At 60.8% G+C, this 18,089-nt stretch carries 15 protein-coding genes and 1 other RNA gene; 9 read left to right on the top strand and 7 right to left on the bottom strand.

Annotated elements, in window-relative coordinates:
* Positions 1-881 precede the first annotated feature (881 nt).
* The 5 genes from ACSQ3Q_RS10530 (at position 882) to ACSQ3Q_RS10510 (ending at position 5,883) form a co-directional block, all read left to right on the top strand.
* Positions 882-1,646: an SDR family oxidoreductase gene (locus ACSQ3Q_RS10530; RefSeq protein WP_436134328.1), complete on the top strand. Its 765-nt coding sequence runs from the start codon at positions 882-884 to the stop codon at positions 1,644-1,646.
* Between the two features lie 601 nt (positions 1,647-2,247).
* Positions 2,248-2,946 (top strand): hypothetical protein, encoded by a 699-nt coding sequence (locus ACSQ3Q_RS10525; RefSeq protein WP_436134327.1) that lies wholly within the window; start codon positions 2,248-2,250, stop codon positions 2,944-2,946.
* A 120-nt stretch (positions 2,947-3,066) separates the two neighbouring features.
* Positions 3,067-3,489, top strand: coding sequence for a hypothetical protein (locus tag ACSQ3Q_RS10520; protein WP_436134326.1), 423 nt, complete (start codon positions 3,067-3,069; stop codon positions 3,487-3,489).
* A 357-nt stretch (positions 3,490-3,846) separates the two neighbouring features.
* Entirely contained in the window at positions 3,847-4,212 is a 366-nt protein-coding gene (locus ACSQ3Q_RS10515; RefSeq protein ID WP_436134325.1) for a hypothetical protein, read from the top strand.
* A 348-nt stretch (positions 4,213-4,560) separates the two neighbouring features.
* Positions 4,561-5,883 carry a hypothetical protein gene (locus ACSQ3Q_RS10510; protein ID WP_436134324.1) on the top strand — a complete coding sequence of 441 codons (1,323 nt, stop codon included), beginning with the start codon at positions 4,561-4,563 and terminating at the stop codon, positions 5,881-5,883.
* 56 nt (positions 5,884-5,939) lie between these two features.
* On the opposite strand, the gene ACSQ3Q_RS10505 is transcribed toward ACSQ3Q_RS10510, so the two are convergent.
* The 7 genes from ACSQ3Q_RS10505 to ompA all read right to left on the bottom strand — a co-directional run bounded on the left by ACSQ3Q_RS10505 (position 5,940) and on the right by ompA (position 11,733).
* Entirely contained in the window at positions 5,940-6,302 is a 363-nt protein-coding gene (locus tag ACSQ3Q_RS10505; RefSeq protein ID WP_436134323.1) for a hypothetical protein, read from the bottom strand.
* A 309-nt stretch (positions 6,303-6,611) separates the two neighbouring features.
* Positions 6,612-7,202: a hypothetical protein gene (locus tag ACSQ3Q_RS10500; RefSeq protein WP_436134322.1), complete on the bottom strand. Its 591-nt coding sequence runs from the start codon at positions 7,200-7,202 to the stop codon at positions 6,612-6,614.
* A gap of 552 nt (positions 7,203-7,754) precedes the next feature.
* Positions 7,755-8,984, bottom strand: coding sequence for a tyrosine-type recombinase/integrase (locus ACSQ3Q_RS10495; RefSeq protein WP_436134321.1), 1,230 nt, complete (start codon positions 8,982-8,984; stop codon positions 7,755-7,757).
* Positions 8,985-9,202: 218 nt separating this feature from the next.
* Positions 9,203-9,589: a transfer-messenger RNA gene (gene ssrA, locus ACSQ3Q_RS10490) on the bottom strand.
* 12 nt (positions 9,590-9,601) lie between these two features.
* Positions 9,602-10,267 (bottom strand): HAD family hydrolase, encoded by a 666-nt coding sequence (locus tag ACSQ3Q_RS10485; RefSeq protein ID WP_436134320.1) that lies wholly within the window; start codon positions 10,265-10,267, stop codon positions 9,602-9,604.
* A 12-nt stretch (positions 10,268-10,279) separates the two neighbouring features.
* Positions 10,280-10,990, bottom strand: coding sequence for a bifunctional 2-polyprenyl-6-hydroxyphenol methylase/3-demethylubiquinol 3-O-methyltransferase UbiG (ubiG, locus tag ACSQ3Q_RS10480; RefSeq protein WP_436134319.1), 711 nt, complete (start codon positions 10,988-10,990; stop codon positions 10,280-10,282).
* A 98-nt stretch (positions 10,991-11,088) separates the two neighbouring features.
* Positions 11,089-11,733: an outer membrane protein OmpA gene (gene ompA / locus ACSQ3Q_RS10475; protein ID WP_436134318.1), complete on the bottom strand. Its 645-nt coding sequence runs from the start codon at positions 11,731-11,733 to the stop codon at positions 11,089-11,091.
* A gap of 224 nt (positions 11,734-11,957) precedes the next feature.
* Here ompA and gyrA point away from each other — a divergent pair, with 224 nt between their 5' ends.
* From gyrA to ACSQ3Q_RS10455, 4 genes are all read left to right on the top strand, one after another.
* Entirely contained in the window at positions 11,958-14,639 is a 2,682-nt protein-coding gene (gyrA, locus tag ACSQ3Q_RS10470) for a DNA gyrase subunit A (protein WP_436134317.1), read from the top strand.
* Between the two features lie 127 nt (positions 14,640-14,766).
* Positions 14,767-15,876, top strand: a complete 1,110-nt coding sequence (serC, locus tag ACSQ3Q_RS10465; protein ID WP_436134316.1) for a 3-phosphoserine/phosphohydroxythreonine transaminase — start codon at positions 14,767-14,769, stop codon at positions 15,874-15,876.
* A 49-nt stretch (positions 15,877-15,925) separates the two neighbouring features.
* Positions 15,926-17,023, top strand: a complete 1,098-nt coding sequence (pheA, locus tag ACSQ3Q_RS10460) for a prephenate dehydratase (protein WP_436134315.1) — start codon at positions 15,926-15,928, stop codon at positions 17,021-17,023.
* A 99-nt stretch (positions 17,024-17,122) separates the two neighbouring features.
* Positions 17,123-17,995, top strand: coding sequence for a prephenate dehydrogenase (locus tag ACSQ3Q_RS10455; protein ID WP_436134314.1), 873 nt, complete (start codon positions 17,123-17,125; stop codon positions 17,993-17,995).
* The last annotated feature ends 94 nt before the right edge of the window (positions 17,996-18,089 follow it).

Raw genomic sequence — 18,089 nt, 5'->3', positions numbered from 1 at the left:
CCCGGAGGAGGAGCCTGCCGGGGTTTTATGGACCGGAAGGCGCAAAGCCCTCCGACACGCGATCGAGGGGCGCAACTAGGTGGCGAACGATGCCTTGATCACGTTGGTGAGAATTTTCATAAGAGCGAATTATCCTCCTCGCGCAAAAAGCTTGCAAACGACCGCGTTGTGGCTGCCCGCCTGCAGGCTGGTTTTGGACGTACGCCTCACTTTCGCAAAAGTGTTGCATCGACCGGTTGAATCAGTCGCCAGAAGCGGCCGTTCTTGGAGTGACTATCGACGACCGATACAGACTGAATGCGGCCGCTCCCTAAACCGTGCGCGCTTGTCCGCCTCAAACAAGCTGCCATAGACGATCAAGCTCTCGCACCGCTTCCCCCGATACAGATCCAATACCTTTGGCGTGCGGCACCACGGACAACTTCCATCGAAGCGCACATCTTCTTTAGGTCCCACACCCAGTGGCAGACCAACATGCAGACCGGTACTGGCTGTACGCCGAGAACACCGGAACCGAGGCTAGATCGTCGGTTAAAAGCCTCGTTCAGCTAAGCGTCCGGAGAAGTCATCTCAAACCTGCCGCACGAATAGGAACCTAAAGCGACACCGTCGAAGATTTCAGGAGCGCCTGGCCGTTCAGATACCGATCGCGATGTGAGCCGCAAGAGCAAACACTAGTACGACCACGCCGCCCTCAAGCATGCGCCAGGAACAAGGTGCAATAAGCTGTTTTCCGGCGCGAGATGTACAAGTATCCCCATAGCGCCCAGCAAAACATCGTTTTCATTGCTGCAGAACGCGGGAATTCGATGTCCGAATTCGGCCAGACGGTCAGCGCGGGCTAAAGAACACTCCGTCCTCTACTACATAGGAGATCTCGTATGGGAGCGTTGAGAGGCAAGACTGCGATCATCACCGGAGCTAGCTCGGGCATTGGGCATGCAACCGCCAAATTGTTCGCACGTGAGGGGGCACGGCTGGTCGTTGGTGCTAGGCGCCGCGCTGAACTGGACGCCTTGGTCGCTGAAATCCATGCCTCCGGTGGTGAGGCGATAGCGATGGACGGCGATATCTGCGAAGAGCGCTTCGCGAGCGCTCTCGTCAACGCCGCTGTGACGCGTTTTGGTGGACTGGACGTGGCGGTCAACAACGCCGGTACTCTCGGCGTTATGGGTCCCACGCCCCAGGTGACGCTGGAGGGATGGGAGAAGACCGTTAGCACTAACTTGACGAGTGCATTCCTCGGTGCCAAGCACCAGCTACCCGCCATGTTGGCCCGCGGGGGCGGTTCGCTGATTTTTACGTCCTCATTTGTGGGCTACACAGTTGGCTTCCCGGGGGTAGCCGCCTACGCCGCGAGCAAGGCTGGAGTGATTGGCTTGACGCAGGCACTCGCAGTGGAGTTTGGCCCGCAGGGGGTTCGTGTCAATGCCCTGCTGCCGGGTGGCACGGATACGCCCATGGGTAAAGAGTTTGCCAGCACGCCCGAGGCTAAAGCTTTCATCGAAAGTCTGTATGCAATGAAGCGTTTGGCCACGCCGGAGGAGATGGCGAAGTCTGCCCTATACCTCGCATCAGACGCTTCTTCATTCACTACCGGCTCGGCCTTGTTGGTAGATGGCGGGGTTTCAATTAATCGCTCGTAGCTGCAGTTGTAGCGGAGCGCATAGCAACCATGGTGACGGGACTGGAGGGGCTGGTTGTAGCGCTCCAACCGAAGGCGGTATTGCGGTGTCATGGCGAGAAGTTTGCGGCGACACAGAAATGTGAGCCGGGGACTGAGGGTGAGCCGCTCTTTACTTACCGGGGGCCTCATCCTCAGCGTACGCTCTATACCATCAAGTGGAAATTGCCAGTCGAATGCAATTGTCAGCGGCCTTCGCACAACTGTCGCTATTACCGCCAGGGCGAGTGGCCGCAATTGGCCCGGTAGCGTCTCTCGCTGTGGGGCAGAACTTGGCCAAAAGCAGACCTTCGCCCTATGACGAATTCACGAACCGCCCTCGAGGCCGCGGCGGGCAAACTCATTAGTGCGATCCAAAAGCAGTGGCATTCCGAAGTTGGCGAGCCGGAATCGGCCGCGAGCGAGGCAATCATGCGTGCGGCCCACGAACATCTGCAGGCCAGCAAGTCCGGGTCGCTCGCGACCATCGTAGGCTCAGGCTCCGTATCCTCATACCCAGGCAATCAATGGGTCCAGCAGCATCCAAGCGTGCGGCCCTATATTGCGGCACTTCAAGCCGCTTGTTGAACATCAGCTCCATCAAAACCATGACACTGAAAAAGTTCTTCCTTGCCAGTATGTCGGTGCTGGGCATCGGGACCGCTGCTACAGCGGCGTCCCCTGTCAGTACGATGAGTTCCAAGGCGATTAACTTCACATTGCCAACTGTCGCGGCAGACGAGCTCCAGTTTGAGATCCCGACGGGTAAAACATTTGAGGGGGCGCCACAGTTCCACGAAGACGAATGGCGCCAAGTTGAGTTTTACCCGGTAGCTCGCCTCGCTGAGATTCAAAAGCGTTTGAAGGAATTCAAAGCCTTTGAGAAAGACAATCGAATTCAGTATGGATGGAAGAACATCTACGCTAGAAAAATCGCCAGCGCACCGGTTCTTGGAACGGCCGGCAGCACTGAGCTGTCGGGGCTTATGCAACGTCCCATTAAGCCTGCGCCAATCCTCACCACATCGTCGGCACCGATAGGGCAAGTCAAGGATGGTTTCACCATTCGTGTAGCAGAGTCGGTGTTCCTTTACGGCATCGCCAACGCCTCGAGCGTGACTTCGCTAGCTGCCATGGTTGAGCGTGGTGGCGACGACCTCGCGCTAACCTCAGCTTTCACTCGTATAAACGAGAAATACAAGGTCATGCTCGTCGATTGGCGCGGGCAAATGCTCCTAACTGGAGCGGGACCAGACGGAGGCATCCAGGTCTGGCGTCCCTAATGCAAAGTCCGTACATGGCACAGTAGCGTCCTTCGCTGTGGGCAGAGTTCGGTAAGGACGGGTCGTCCATCAAGTTCCGCTCCGAGAAACTTCACCGCGTACTTTTGAAATAGTCACCGAATGCACCTTGTAAGAATCGACCGAGAGCGCCCGGACTTCCGGGTCTTTATTGATTTGCTGTTCGGCCCTGGATGGAACGTTGATACAGATGGAAATTCGCATCCAGTCAACAGCCGTACTTGGACTTCGCTCTATATCGCAGACCGAACGAGAAAAGAGCCACCGGTGACGATTGAGGCAAGCGAAAACGAGTCTAGCCTCTTTGAGGTGGAGTCGGTGTCGAGCCGACTAGAGGAACTTGCTGCGCTTTACCTGTTCTTGTGCAGCGGATCCGCGATATTTGCCCCAAAGGGTGCGCTTGATGACACCGAACGTATGGCGCTGCAGAAAATTTATGCAGCCGAGCTTCAACGAGCGACGCGGGCGCTGTGGCACCATTCTTCCAATGACAACCCGTATCCGAATTTGCCCCCTTTGCAGTGACTGACTGGAGCGACTTGATTTCCGCTGTGGTCCCTGAGCCAACGCTGGACCCCATTTCTCAATGCGGTTATCAATTCAAAATCTGCCTTGATCGCAGCCCGAAACGTGCCGCTGGAGAGCAGTAGCAGACCTCGTGGGCTCGCTCGTACGATTCCGTTGGCCGTTTGCCGGGCCCTAATGGTGGCGCTACCCCATCTGTCAAATAAGCGTCCCGCGCTCGGCAGCCCGCAACCATGACTTCGACAGAGGCGAAGACCGAACAGATCGAAAACGATAATTACTCAAGATTATTCTCCAATCTATTCACTACAAATGGCGTTATATAAATTTAAAGCTTAGTTTAAGGCAATTGGAAGCATGTTTATTTATTCAGGTATGGGGTGGCTAGTACCCGCAATTTGGTTTGCAGCCCTGTTCGCATCTAGTCATTTGATTGCTGAATCAATTGCTTGGCATGGTATGAAAATGTCTAGGGCAGGTGGCATGTTCGCATTGGCGGCCATCATTTCAGCACCGTTAGTTTTCATACTTGGCACCTTATTGAATCGTAGAAAAATCGAGCGGAAGATTTTTCGATTTGGCAGGGAAAAAACAGTCCACTGGGGATATCACACGTTTTCTCTGCTACCTATAGAGCAATGGGCTGCCGTGATTCCGACAATAACCCTTTTGCTCTATGCAGGGTTCCCGCTGGTTGTTCGCCTTGCCTCATATATCTCTTAGCGCCTGCTTGGAAAGACATTGAAAGGCCTTAGGAGATCAGACATGGCGGTATGGATCAGGGCCTAGAGACATCCGTGAATTGTTCATAATCGTGCATGAGGCGGCTCCAGTGGATCATGGGTCCGTCAATGACACGTAGTGCAATGGCGACGGGCATGCCACGCAAGTCCGCTAGCGCAGCGCTGACCCTGCCTTTGCCCGTTGCTTTGGCCACTGGGATACTGGTACGGTGGTGGGAGCCAGCCTGACCGTGGATGTGTCGGCATGCGTTGCTTTGTAGGCCTCGCTGACCCGAGCCATCTGTGTTGCCCCCCCCCCGACCGCCTACCCGTCTACCCACTTCCACCCATGAACTTCGACTTGGTCGCACCGCTGCTGCATCGCATCTACGACGTTGCCAATCACGGTATCGACAGCCACCGCCAGTCTTTCTTTCGCATCCCCGATACGGTGACCGCGCAGGAGCGCCAGCAACTGGCCGATGCCGGCTGGACGCCCAACACACCCGTGCAGTGGCCGCATGACGAAACAATTCAGCGGCTGCGCAGCCTGGCAGCCCAGGTGGACCTGCCTCGCGCTGCCGACGCGTTCGTGGCATCGCTGGGCTCGGCAGGCCTGCAGTGGCAAGCCGTGCTGCCCGCCGTGGCGCTGGGCTTGGCCATGCCAGAACATGCGCACCAGCCCATGGGCCCAGGGTCAGACCGCTGCGCCATCTGCTTTCACACCGCGACGGCCAAAGATCGTACCCAGCTGGCTTACCACCGCGCACTGCAAGGGTCCGGTTGGAGCGACGAGGACGGCCCGCTGGCCGCAGTGTTGACCCTGGAAGATGCGCTCCAGTGCTCGCCCGACAGCTGGCCCCAGCCCGCGCCACGCGACATCTGGGTGCTGCACCAGCTGCTGGACTTGCTGCGCAGGCTGCCCGGCACCGCCCGCTACAGCCAGGCGCGCACCGCCATCCAGGCCGCGAAGTGGCTGCAGCCTGCCAAGCCCTGGCGTGCGGGGCTGTTGCTCGAGGCTTTGGCGTTTGTAGGCGTGCTACAGGCCCCGGATCGGCCCGGCCTGCGGACCCGCTTCACCTCCGCGCGCGAGCGCGACCAGCGGCCCAGCGTGCGTGTCGAAGTCCCCGGCCCGCTGGCCTGGTGGACGGCGGCGCACGGCACCAACGATGCCCTGCTGCAAAGCCTGTTCGGCCACCTACAGCGCCCCACCGCAGAGCCAGCCGCGCCACCACGGCATCCAGTACCTCGTGCAAAGTCCGCAGCCCGCCCCGCCGGGGTACCCAAAGCCCCGCGTGCAGTGCCCGGCCCGCTGGCCGCGGGCGACGTGTATGCGGTGCGCTTTCGGGAAGACCTCTGGGGCGCTGCCTACTGCCACGAAATGCGCACTGACGAGCCCACCGGCGTTGTGCGCGGCCGCATGGAATACCTGGACATCCTGTCGCCCACACCCCCCACACCGGCCGACTTGGCCGAGCGGGGCTTTCGCGACCGCATGGACGGCAGTCGTTGGCAGATGTGGTGCGCCAGCCTGGACAAGACCAGCGGCGTCAAACGCATCGCTCAGGGCGTCGCCCCGCGCCCCCATGCCCAGGGCATGCCCGACCGCATAACCCACGGCGGCGCCAAGGAGCTGCGGCACATGGCGACGTGGAATTTTCCGCAGCTGTAGGGGCGCAGGCCTTGAACGGGATGGGCGCTTTGCCTGCCCGCTCACATATCCCCTGCCTACTGAAGCAGCTCCATAACGACAGGAGCCACTTGGCACAGCCCGTAGAGCACGTACGCGATGAACGGACAGGCAAAAACGACTGCGGTCAACGTCAGCGCGGGTTTGAATCGGGGCACCGCTGACGAGAACACTGCGATGCCACCCGCCATGGCGACGGCCGCACAGGCTGCAAGCCAAGAGAGCGCCCCTGCCCACACCTTGCCATGCCCGCAACCACCTTCGAAGTCGGAGGCACAGGGCTTGTGCACAGCGATGGCAAGGTCAGCGGACAACCACGCAGCAGCGCAGTACAGGATCAATGCAACCGCAAGGGCCAGTCCTGGGGCCGATGGGCGTTGTGAAGATGGGTGGTTGTTCAAGGCGGGTGTCTGGGCTGAGATAGTCCGGATAGATACTAGCTGTCTATTCCGGACGTGTAGAAGGTGTCCAAGCGGTGCTTCCCGCCCCTCAAAGCCCGGGCGTCATGGACGCCTGTCGGACGCATGCCTACTGAATTGCCCTGACAGCCGCTCAAGGACAGCGTGCGCACCTGAAGCCAAAACCGGAGCCCGCCATGGATCCGCTCCTGGCGTTGTACAAAGGGTGTCGCCGCAAATAGCATACGAATACGTCAAAGGATCCTGTGCAGAGCGTCGGATGAATCCAGCGCCCCACGGGAGGCGGTTGCCTCAATCCGATGTCTGCCCCGACTTGGTAGACGCCGCAGGCTTCACCAGCCGCGCGATCTCACCACCGCACGCGCTGAAGTTGCTGGCGTACTCCTCGGGGTTGTCGAACAGCACCTGGGCCTGCATCAGGCGGTCGAGTTCCTGTTTTGCGTAGAGCAGGATGCCCGCGCTGCTGACCCCCGAGGCCCAGGGATAGTCCAGCTCGCGAAACTGGCGCGCGATGTCGCGGTGAATGCGCACATGCGTCTGCTCGTGTTTCATCACGTGCGCATAGGCACAGCTGCCCGGCGGGATCTCGCTGGCCACGCGCAGCACCGGTTTGATGTAATCCAGCCGCACGACGACGCCCTGGCAACTGGTCTGCGGCATCACCGCCAGCTTGGTCTCGACAACGACGTGGCCGAGTTGCGTACCGCTGCGGCCGGCGCCCGCGCCGATCTTCGTCAGTTCGGCGGCCGATTTGGCGTTGTCCACTTCCGGGTCAGCGAACCAAGCCGCAGCGAAACGCACCGCCTTGTCGCAGGGAGACAGGTTGGCGGACTGCGCCTGGAAGCAGGCGCTGGCCAGCAGCAGAGCGAGGAGGCTTTTCATAATAACCTTCTGGTTATCGGCAAGACGCGCTCGTCCTGAAGCGGTGGCCGCAAGGCGGCTAGCCTGACCGGGGCGGACGAGCATCCCGGCGCCGCTGATCGTCAGTTGGCGTTTTTTTCAGCCTCCAATCGCATTGCCTGAAAGCGTACTCGACCTGATTCGGCATCGACGCAGTGACTCGCATCCCGCCCGGCTTTGGTTCAGAGGACTAATCGCAGAGTGCGCTGCATCGTTGTGACCAGGTCCCCTGAAGCTCGCGAATAGAGGAGCCGCGCTGTCGCCCAAACGCGATACCGACGCTGTAAGCCGGATGGCAAATGGAGCGATGCCTGAGGCGCTTGAATCATCATGCGAACTCAGGGCCTGCTGCTGCCCGTGAATGCACACTTCAGCGGGTGCTTTCTCACACTGCCAGCGGTAGCTCTTGCCCGATAGTGCGCCTTAGATGGCACGGTCTGGAGGACAGCAATCGCTGCCAAACGGTCCAACATCGCCAGGCCCAGAATGTTCGCCCACATGGTATGTATTTTAGTCGAGCGCTCCTGCCCTAGTTCACCGCGGGCTGGGGTCGCGGCCTACCTTCAACCCTTCCAGATAGTCCGCCCATTGCTGCATCATCCGAGTTCGATGGGCTAAATACTGGGTCCTGTTGTAAGCACGGCCATTAGCATCCCTCACCGCGTGAGCCAGTTGTGCCTCGATGACCAGTGGGTCGACATCCAATCGCTCCGCGAGCATTGTCCTCGCCGTGGCTCGAAATCCATGCCATGTTTGAATCTCCGATTTATAGCCCATAGTAATAAGGGCGGTACGAACCGAATTCTCAGAAATAGGCCTGCTGTGATTTCGTTCCCCAGGAAACACCAGTGTGCCGTGGCCAGTCAACGGGTGCAGTTCACGCAACAGGTTTACGGCCTGGCTGGGAAGAGGCACGAGATGGGGGGCTCCATTCTCCTTACCCTCTTTGCCCCGCTTCATTCGGGCAGCCGGAATCGTCCAGAGGGCAGCATCCAAGTCCACTTCGGTCCAAGCTGCACCACGCAATTCGCCGGGGCGTTGAAAGAGCATGGGCGCCAGTTGCAATGCTGTCCGCACAATAGGGCCTCCCTTGTAGGCTTGGATGGCCCGCAACAGCTCAGCGAGTTTGACCGGCTCCGTAATGGCGGCAAGGTGCTTACCACGATACGGAGACAGCGCGCCCTTGAGGTCCCCGGTGATGTCCCGCCCTACCCTACCCGTCGCGACCCCATAACGCCATACCTGGCGAGCTAGCATCAACCCACGATCCGCCGTCTCGACGGCGCCGCGCTCTTCGATCTTCCGCAGGGTTGCCAACAACTCCACCGGTTCAATGTCAGCTAGTCGACGCATTCCTAGCCACGGAAAAAGGTCACGCTCGAACTGGCGCAGCGAGCGCTCGGCATGCGACTCGCTCCACATGGTTTTCTGCTTTTCATACCACTCCAGAGCGACAGCTTTGAAAGTATCCCCGGCACTGGCGGAGGCTTTCAGTCTCTCTACCTTTCTGGCGTGTACAGGATTAACTCCTGTCGATTTTTGCAGCCTCGCGGTATCGCGAGCCTTGCGAGCCGCAGTCAGGCTGACCGAGGGATAGCTTCCCAGAGCCATCCGCCCTTCCTTGCCCTCATGCCGATACTTCCAGAACCAGCGCCTCGACCCGCCTGGTGCGACCTCCAAATACAAACCGCCCGAGTCGGCCAAACGTTCCCGTTTGGACTCGGGGGAACAGGTGGCGTTGCGACACTGTGCATCGGTCAACATGGGGGAACACCTCCAGCGGTTTCACAAGGAATTTCCCTCCGAAACGGGGGAACAGATGCCCTGAGTCTACCGATTTCGGATTTTGTTCCCCCGACTGTTCCCCCTCCTCGCTCCGGCTGCCCGGAGATCGCCCCGGACCTCTTCGCATCCTAAGTTGTTGATTTAACAAAGAAAAAGGGCGTTCACCGGATATTGGTGAACGCCCTTGGACGGGTGTATGGTGGAGCTGGCGGGAATTGAACCCGCGTCCGTAAGCCTTCATCGGGCAGATCTACATGTTTAGCGGTCTGATTTAAATCTCGCCACCGATATCGCGCAGTCGCACGCTATAACGGTTGCCAGCACCCTATTTTCTCGCTTCAACCCAAGGTACCCGGATCAAAGCCAGCCCATGTAATTATCCTTGCAGCCGGGAGGCACTGATTGCTCAGAACCCCCTTGCCCAGCCCATCGGCCAACTGTTGCAAGGCTCACTGGCAATTAAGCAGCGAGTGCGAAACGTTCGTCGTTTGCAGTTAGTTTGTTAAATCGAGATTTACGAGCGTGAATCAAGCTCGACATGCACCACACCGATTCCGAACCCACGTCGAAACCAGGACAGCCCCAGAGCCTCTATTTTAGGTGCTGGCGAGCAATTGCAAGAGCTCGAGCGGAGATTTAATTGTGGCATGCGCACCCCACTCTGACGGGTCGCTTTTTATCCCGAGATATCCGTACGTGGCCGCCACTGTCCCCATGCCCGCAGCCAACCCTGCCACGATGTCCCGTTCGTCATCGCCCACATAGATGCACTGCTCGGGCGATAACTTCAGGCGCGCTGCCGCTTCCAGCAGGGGCGCGGGATGGGGTTTGGCATGCGGTGTAGTGTCGCCACTGACCACCGCGCCGGCTGTCTGGAACAACGGGATGGCGCGGGTCAACGGTTCGGTAAACCTGGCTGATTTGTTGGTGACCACCCCCCACGCAAGCTCCCGTCCGAGTATCCGGCCCACCATCTCGGGCACGCCGTCGAAAATAGTGGTGAGTTCCGTCATCCGGGATTCGTAGTTGACGAAGAACTCCTCGCGCATCACCAGAAACTCAGGGTGTTCAGGCGACATCCCAAAAGCCTCCCCGAGCATGCCCCGAGCTCCTGCACCTGCCATGGGGCGGTAGCGCTCCAGCGGCAGCGAGGGCAATCCGCGGTCAGTGCGCATTTTGTCTGCCGCAGCCCCCAGGTCGGGGGCGCTGTCGATCAAGGTGCCATCCAGATCGAACAGAACCGCGCGAATGTGTTGAAACATGGTGGAGTGGCCTTAGGCAATACGCTGTGTCGCAACAAGATAATTGACGCTGGTATCCGCGCTCAACCAGTAGCGTTTGGTGACCGGGTTGTACTCCAGGCCCCTTGTGGCCTGGATGTTGAGGTTCGCACTGCGGCAACTGGACGCCAACTCGCTGGGCTTGATCATCTTGGCGTATTCATGTGTCCCGCGGGGCAGCATGTTCAGCAGGTATTCCGCACCCACGATGGCCAGCATGAAGGCCTTTGCATTGCGATTGATGGTGGAAAAGAACACCCAGCCGCCGGGCTTGACGAGTTGAGAGCAAGCATGGACCACTGAAGCGGGGTCAGGCACGTGCTCCAGCATTTCCATGCAGGTAACGGTGTCGAAACTCCCGGGTTGCTGCTCGGCCAGTTTTTCCACGCTGATTTCGCGGTACTCGATATTGCCGGTTTGCGCTTCGAGCGCATGAAGCTGCGCCACCCGAAGGGCTTTGGTCGCGAGGTCAATTCCGGTTACCTGAGCTCCCTTACGAGCCATGGAATCTGCCAGGATGCCACCGCCGCAGCCCACGTCCAAAATACGCTTGCCAGACAGTGGGGACAACCCGTTGATCCATTCGAGCCGCAACGGGTTGATCTGGTGCAATGGGCGGAACTCGCTCTCGGGGTCCCACCAGCGGTGCGCCAGGGCTGAAAACTTGGCCAGTTCGGCCGGGTCTGCGTTGATGGTGTCGCTCATGCTGTCATTTTCCTCGAAGGAGTGTGGGGCGCGCGAAACCCCAGACGCAAAAAAGCCCCGTTGCCGGGGCTTTTTTGTGCGTAGCAGCAATCCGAAGATTACTGAGCGGCGCGCGTGCCAACCACTTCGATTTCCACGCGACGGTTCTTCGCACGGCCTTCGGCGGTCTTGTTGTCAGCAACAGGTTGCTTTTCGCCCTTGCCTTCAGTGTAGACGCGGTTCTTTTCGATGCCCTTGGACACCAGATAAGCCTTCACGGCTTCCGAACGACGCACAGACAGCTTCTGGTTGTAAGCATCAGAGCCCACGGAGTCGGTATGACCCACGGCAATGATCACTTCCAGGTTGATGCCCTTGACCTTGGAGACCAGATCGTCCAACTTGGCCTTGCCTTCTGCCTTCAGCACCGACTTATCGAAGTCGAAGAATGCATCGGCAGCATAGGTCACCTTGGTAGCGACGGCGGGTGCTGGGGCTGGTGCGGGTGCAGGAGCGGCAGCTGGAGCTGGGGCAGCGCCAGGAGCAGCAGCGGCAGCTGGAGCGGGAGCAACGATAGCGCCGTCGCAGCCTGGAGCAGCCGTGGCTGGCGTCCAGTTAGCATTGCGCCAGCAGTATTCGTTGGTGCCGTTCTTCCAGACCAGTTGGCCAGAAGCATCACGCCAGTTATCAACGGTTTGTGCGCCAGCGGCGGTTGCGAGCGCTGCAGAGGCAAACAACATCGCCACTTTGTTCAGTTTCTTCATGGTTCTCCTCTTGGGGAAAAAGCCGCAGCCGCGCTGCGAATCAGGACGCTTGGAGTGACCATCACCCAAAGCGTTCAAACGATTGTGCCATACGTAACAGGGCAAAAGCGGGGGCACCTATCCAGGCCCCGTAGGACAAAACCGGAATTCCCCGGATATGTTGCTGAGGCGCTACACGGTCTTACCTCTAAAATGAATCTCCTTCGCCGTCACCGCCGCCCCCAATGACCCAGTTTGCCAAAGAAACCCTGCCCATCAGCCTTGAAGAGGAGATGCGGCGCAGTTATCTCGACTACGCAATGAGCGTGATTGTGGGTCGGGCCCTGCCCGACGCGCGCGATGGCTTGAAGCCCGTGCACCGGCGCGTACTTTTCGCGATGCACGAGCTCAACAACGATTGGAACCGTCCTTACAAGAAGTCGGCGCGTATCGTGGGCGATGTGATCGGTAAGTACCACCCGCACGGAGATTCCGCGGTGTACGACACCATCGTGCGGATGGCGCAGGACTTTTCGCTGCGCCACATGCTGGTGGACGGTCAGGGCAATTTCGGGTCGGTGGACGGTGACAACGCAGCCGCGATGCGATACACCGAAATCCGCCTGGCAAAGATTGCGCACGAGATGCTGGGAGACATCGACAAGGAAACTGTCGACTTCGGTCCTAATTACGACGGCAGCGAAAAAGAGCCACTGGTATTGCCCAGCAAGCTTCCCAACCTGCTGGTCAATGGCTCATCGGGCATTGCGGTGGGCATGGCCACCAATATTCCGCCCCACAACCTGAATGAGGTTGTGGACGCCTGCCTGCACATGCTGCGCCACCCCGAGGCCACCATCGACGACCTGATGGAGATCATTCCGGCGCCCGACTTCCCCACGGCCGGCATCATCTACGGCATCAACGGCGTGAAGGACGGCTACCGCACGGGCCGTGGCCGCGTGATCATGCGTGCCAAGTGCCATTTCGAGGATATCGACCGCGGCCAGCGCCAGGCGATCATCGTCGACGAGCTGCCCTATCAGGTCAACAAGAAGACGCTGCAGGAGCGCATGGCCGAGCTGGTGCACGAGAAGAAGATCGACGGCATCAGCCACATCCAGGACGAGTCCGACAAGTCGGGCATGCGCCTGGTGATCGAGCTCAAGCGCGGCGAAGTGCCTGAAGTGGTGCTCAACAACCTGTACAAGCAGACACAGCTGCAGGACACCTTCGGCATGAACATGGTGGCGCTGATCGACGGCCAGCCCCGCCTGTGCAACCTCAAGGACCTCATCGTCGTCTTCCTGCAGCATCGCCGCGAAGTGGTGACGCGCCGCACGGTGTTCGAGCTGCGCAAGGCGCGCGACCGTGGACACGTGCTCGAAGGCCTGGCCGTGGCTCTGGCCAACATCGACGACTTCATTGCCATCATCCGCAACGCACCCACCCCGCCGGTGGCCAAGTCCGAACTGATGGCCCGCTCGTGGGACAGCAAGCTGGTGCGCGAGATGCTCACCCGGACCCGCGCCGACGGTGGTGTGGTCAATGCCGACGATTACCGTCCCGACGGCTTGGAAAAGGAATTGGGCATGGGGCAGGACGGCCTGTACCGCCTGTCGGAGACGCAGGCCCAGGAAATCCTGCAGATGCGCCTGCAGCGCCTGACCGGACTCGAGCAAGACAAGATCGTGGCCGAGTACAAGGAAGTCATGGCGGTCATCGAAGACCTGCTGGACATCCTGGCCAAGCCCGAACGCGTCTCCACCATCATTGGCGACGAGCTCACGTCCATCAAGACGGAGTTCGGCCAGCACAAGCTGGGCGCCCGCCGCAGCATCGTCGAGTACAGCGCGCAAGACCTCTCCACCGAAGACCTGATCACCCCCACCGACATGGTGGTGACCCTGTCCCACACCGGCTACATCAAGAGCCAGCCCTTGTCCGAATACCGCGCGCAAAAGCGCGGCGGGCGCGGCAAGCAGGCCACGGCGACCAAGGAAGACGACTGGATCGACCAGCTCTTCATCGCCAACACGCACGACTACATCCTGTGCTTCTCCAACCGCGGCCGCCTGTACTGGCTCAAGGTCTGGGAAGTGCCTGCCGGCTCGCGCGGCTCGCGCGGCCGCCCCATCGTCAACATGTTCCCGCTGCAGGACGGCGAGAAGATCAACGTGGTGCTGCCGCTGACCGGCGACATGCGCACGTTCCCGGCCGACCGCTACGTGTTCATGGGCACGAGCATGGGCACCGTGAAGAAGACAGCGCTGGATGAATTCAGCAACCCGCGCAAGGGCGGCATCATCGCCGTGAACCTGGACGATGGCGACTACCTGATCGGCGCGGCGCTGACCGACGGCAAGCACGACGTGATGCTGTTCAGCGATGGCGGCAAGGCTGTGCGCTTCGACGAGAACGACGTGCGCCCTCTGGGCCGCCAGGCCCGCGGCGTGCGCGGCATGACGCTGGAAGAAGGCCAGAGCGTGATCGCCATGCTGGTCGCCGAAGACGAGACACAAAGCGTACTCACCGCCACCGAAAACGGCTACGGCAAGCGCACGAGCATCGTCGAATACACGCGCCACGGCCGTGGCACCAAGGGGATGATTGCGATCCAGCAAAGCGAGCGCAACGGCAAGGTCGTGGCCGCCACGCTGGTGCATGCCGACGACGAGATCATGCTGATCACCGACAAGGGCGTGCTGGTGCGCACCCGGGTGTCGGAGATCCGCGAACTCGGGCGTGCCACCCAAGGTGTGACCTTGATTGCCCTCGATGAAGGCTCCAAGCTCAGCGGCCTGCAGCGCATTGTGGAAAACGATGCAAACGTGGTGGACGCCGAGGCGGAAGGTGAAGGTAGTGTGGACGAAAACGCTGACGGCAACGGTTCCGCAGCCCCAGACACGCCTGAAGCCGAAGCCTGAAGCTTGGCACTGCCCTGCCCCGACCGCCCCAGCGGCGCTATGCCAGGCATCGCGCCCAATTGCTATTAAATTTATAGCTACAAACGCTTATGGGATAAGCGCTAGCAGCAGTTTTGACCAATATATCATGACCCGCCCCTACAACTTCTCGGCCGGACCGGCCGCCATCCCCACCGAAGTGCTGGAGCAGGCTGCGTCGGAGATGCTCGACTGGCACGGCAGCGGCATGGGCGTGATGGAAATGAGCCACCGCGGCAAGGAGTTCCTGTCCATCTACGAACAGGCAGAGGCCGACCTGCGTGCGCTGTTGGCCGTGCCCGCGAACTTCAAGATCCTGTTCATGCAGGGCGGTGGGCTGGCCGAGAACGCCATCGTGCCGCTGAACCTCTCGCGCGCTGGCGCGGTTGATTTTGTGGTGACGGGCAGCTGGAGCCAGAAGTCGCAGAAAGAAGCGCGCCGGTATGCCGCTGAAGTGAACATCGTGGCCTCGGCCGAGGATACGGGTTTCACCACTCTGCCTGACGCAGCCTCGTGGACGCTCAGCCGCGGCGCGAGCTACCTGCACATCTGCAGCAACGAAACCATCAACGGCATCGAGTTTCACCAGTTGCCCGACCTGAAGGCGCTGGGCAGCGATGCGCCGCTGGTCATCGATTTCTCGTCGCACGTGGCGTCGCGGCCGGTGGACTGGTCCCGGGTGGGCCTGGCCTTTGGCGGTGCGCAAAAGAACCTGGGCCCCGCCGGCCTCACGCTGGTGGTGGTGCGTGAAGACCTGCTCGGCCACGCCTTGCCCGCCTGCCCCAGCGCGTTTGACTACAAGACGGTGGCCGACAACCAGTCGATGTACAACACGCCGCCGACCTGGGGCATCTATATCGCCGGACTGACATTCCAGTGGCTCAAGCGCCAGACCGAAGGCAGCCTGACTGGCGTGGCTGCGATGGAGCAGCGCAACATCGCCAAGGCGGAGCTCCTGTACAACGCCATCGACAACTCACAGCTGTACGTGAACAAGGTGGCCGCCAACTGCCGCTCGCGCATGAACATTCCGTTCTTCCTGCGCGACGAAAGCCGCAACGATGCGTTTCTGGCCGGCGCCAAGGAGCGCGGCCTGCTGCAACTCAAGGGCCACAAGTCGGTAGGTGGCATGCGTGCCAGCGTCTACAACGCCATGCCGCTGGCAGGTGTGCAGGCTTTGGTCGGCTACATGCGAGAATTTGAGCAAAAACACGCCTGAACACACATAAAACATTCGTTCACGCGCAGCGCACCCACCTTTTTTCTTCATGAACACTCCGCAAGCCTCACCCGACCTCGCCAGCCTGCGCGTGCAGATCGACTCCATCGACCAGCAATTGCTGACGCTGCTGAACCAGCGGGCTCTGGTCGCTGAGCAGGTCGGCGAGGTCAAGAAGCGCGAAGGCACCCCTTTCTTCCGGCCCGACCGCGTGGCGCAAGTCATCGAGAAGATCCAGACGGCCAATCCTGGCCCGCTCAAGAGCCCGCATGTGGCCGCCATCTGGCGCGAAATCATGTCGGCCTGCCTGGCGCTCGAATCGCCGCAGCGCGTGGCAGTGCTTGGGCCTGAAGGCACCTTTTGCGAACAAGCTGCGATTGAATTCTTTGGCGGCGCCGCCGACCTCATGTATTGCGCCAACTTTGACGAGGTGTTCCACGCCACGGCCGCGGGCAGCGCGCAATACGGCGTGGTGGGCGTTGAAAACTCCACCGAAGGCGTGGTCACGCGCTCGCTCGATCTGTTCCTGCACACCCCCACGCATGTGGTGGGCGAAGTCAGCCTGCTGGTGCGCCACAACCTGCTGCGCACCAGCAATTCGCTGGAAGGTATTGAAGCGGTGCTGGCCCACCCGCAAGCGCTGGCCCAGTGCCAGGCCTGGCTGTCCAAACACCTGCCCCACGCCGAGCGCCGCCCGGTGTCGAGCAACGCCGAAGGCGCGCGCCTGGCCACCACCAACCCCGGCTGGGCTGCACTGTCGAGCGAACGCGCCGCCACCCAGTTTGGCCTGCACATCGTCTCGCACGCGATCCAGGACGACGCTTACAACCGCACGCGTTTTGCCATCATCTGCCTGCCGCACACGCTGCAAACGCCGCCGCCGTCGGGCAAGGACTGCACCAGCCTCGTCGTATCGGTGCCCAACCAGCCGGGCGCAGTGCACGACCTGCTGGTGCCGCTCAAGACACACGGCGTGTCCATGACGCGGTTTGAATCGCGCCCCGCACGCACGGGCCAGTGGGAGTACTACTTCTACATCGACCTCGACGGCCACCCCGCCCAACCGCATGTGGCGCGTGCACTCGAAGAATTGCGCAGCCTGTGCGCCTTCTACAAGGTGCTGGGCACCTACCCGGTCGCGCCATGACGCCCGTGCACATCGCCCAACGCCCAGCCGTCACCTCCACGGGGATGGCCGCGCTCTCTCGGGGAGAGGCCCCGCACCGCCACCTGCCGGAATCGCACCATGTTTGAACAATTGGGACTCATCGGTTGCGGGCTCATGGGCGGCTCGTTTGCGCTGGCGATGAAGAAGGCCGGCCTGGTCAAACGTGTTGTCGGGTACAGCAAATCGCCTTCCACCACCGACCGCGCCCGCCAGCTGGGCGTGATCGATGTCGAGGCACCGTCTGCCTTGCTGGCCGTTGCCGGCGCCGACATCGTGCTGCTGGCCGTGCCAGTGGCCGCCACCGAGGCCACGCTCAAGGCCATCAAGCACCTGGTCACGCCGCAGATGCTGATCATGGACGTGGGCTCGACCAAGGCCGATGTGGTGCAGGCCGCGCGCCGTGCGTTGCGCGACCAGGTGGGCTCGTTTGTGCCCGCGCACCCGATCACCGGGCGCGAGGTGTCGGGCGTGGAACACGCCGAAGCCGACCTGTACAGCGGGCGCCAGGTCATCCTGACGCCGACCGAGCGCACGTTCACCGCGCAATTGCAAAAAGCCCACGACATCTGGACCGCGCTCGGAAGCCGCGTCTCCAGCATGTCGCCAGAGTCGCACGACGCCGCCTTCGCGGCCGTCAGCCACCTGCCCCACGTGCTGGCGTTTGCGATGATGAACAGCATCACAGGCCAGTCGAGCGGTGACGATTTCCTGTCGCTGGCAGGCCCGGGGTTTCGCGACTTCACCCGCATTGCGGCCAGCGACCCCAAGGTCTGGCGCGACATCCTGCTGTCCAACCGCGAGGAGCTGCTGGCCCAGTCCAAGCTGTTCAGGCAGGCGCTGCAGACCCTGGAGCAGGCTATGGAAAAAGGCGATTCCCAGTCGCTGGAAGACATGCTCACGCTGGCCAGCGAAACCCGCGCGCACTGGCGCATGGGAGCAAAACGCAAGTAGCCCCCTGAGTTGCCTGCGGCGCCTTCCCCCAAAGGGGACGTACCCGGTGGCCTGGCAAAGCCAGTTCCACGGGTGCACTGGTCTAGGGCGCGCC

The organism is Acidovorax sp. LjRoot129 (assembly GCF_964253765.1).
Taxonomy (GTDB): Bacteria; Pseudomonadota; Gammaproteobacteria; order Burkholderiales; family Burkholderiaceae_C; genus Acidovorax.
Note: the sequence above shows the minus strand (reverse complement) of the source record. Positions and strands in the feature narration are given on the sequence as shown.

What these genes read in the sequence shown, in the direction of transcription:
- ACSQ3Q_RS10530 (WP_436134328.1), top strand. Translation starts at nt 882, where the DNA reads ATGGGAGCGTTGAGAGGCAAGACTGCGATCATCACCGGAGCTAGCTCG.
- ACSQ3Q_RS10520 (WP_436134326.1), top strand. Translation starts at nt 3,067, where the DNA reads ATGCACCTTGTAAGAATCGACCGAGAGCGCCCGGACTTCCGGGTCTTT.
- ACSQ3Q_RS10515 (WP_436134325.1), top strand. Translation starts at nt 3,847, where the DNA reads ATGTTTATTTATTCAGGTATGGGGTGGCTAGTACCCGCAATTTGGTTT.
- ACSQ3Q_RS10510 (WP_436134324.1), top strand. Translation starts at nt 4,561, where the DNA reads ATGAACTTCGACTTGGTCGCACCGCTGCTGCATCGCATCTACGACGTT.
- ACSQ3Q_RS10500 (WP_436134322.1), bottom strand. Translation starts at nt 7,202, where the DNA reads ATGAAAAGCCTCCTCGCTCTGCTGCTGGCCAGCGCCTGCTTCCAGGCG.
- ACSQ3Q_RS10495 (WP_436134321.1), bottom strand. Translation starts at nt 8,984, where the DNA reads ATGTTGACCGATGCACAGTGTCGCAACGCCACCTGTTCCCCCGAGTCC.
- ACSQ3Q_RS10485 (WP_436134320.1), bottom strand. Translation starts at nt 10,267, where the DNA reads ATGTTTCAACACATTCGCGCGGTTCTGTTCGATCTGGATGGCACCTTG.
- ubiG (WP_436134319.1), bottom strand. Translation starts at nt 10,990, where the DNA reads ATGAGCGACACCATCAACGCAGACCCGGCCGAACTGGCCAAGTTTTCA.
- ompA (WP_436134318.1), bottom strand. Translation starts at nt 11,733, where the DNA reads ATGAAGAAACTGAACAAAGTGGCGATGTTGTTTGCCTCTGCAGCGCTC.
- gyrA (WP_436134317.1), top strand. Translation starts at nt 11,958, where the DNA reads ATGACCCAGTTTGCCAAAGAAACCCTGCCCATCAGCCTTGAAGAGGAG.
- serC (WP_436134316.1), top strand. Translation starts at nt 14,767, where the DNA reads ATGACCCGCCCCTACAACTTCTCGGCCGGACCGGCCGCCATCCCCACC.
- pheA (WP_436134315.1), top strand. Translation starts at nt 15,926, where the DNA reads ATGAACACTCCGCAAGCCTCACCCGACCTCGCCAGCCTGCGCGTGCAG.
- ACSQ3Q_RS10455 (WP_436134314.1), top strand. Translation starts at nt 17,123, where the DNA reads ATGTTTGAACAATTGGGACTCATCGGTTGCGGGCTCATGGGCGGCTCG.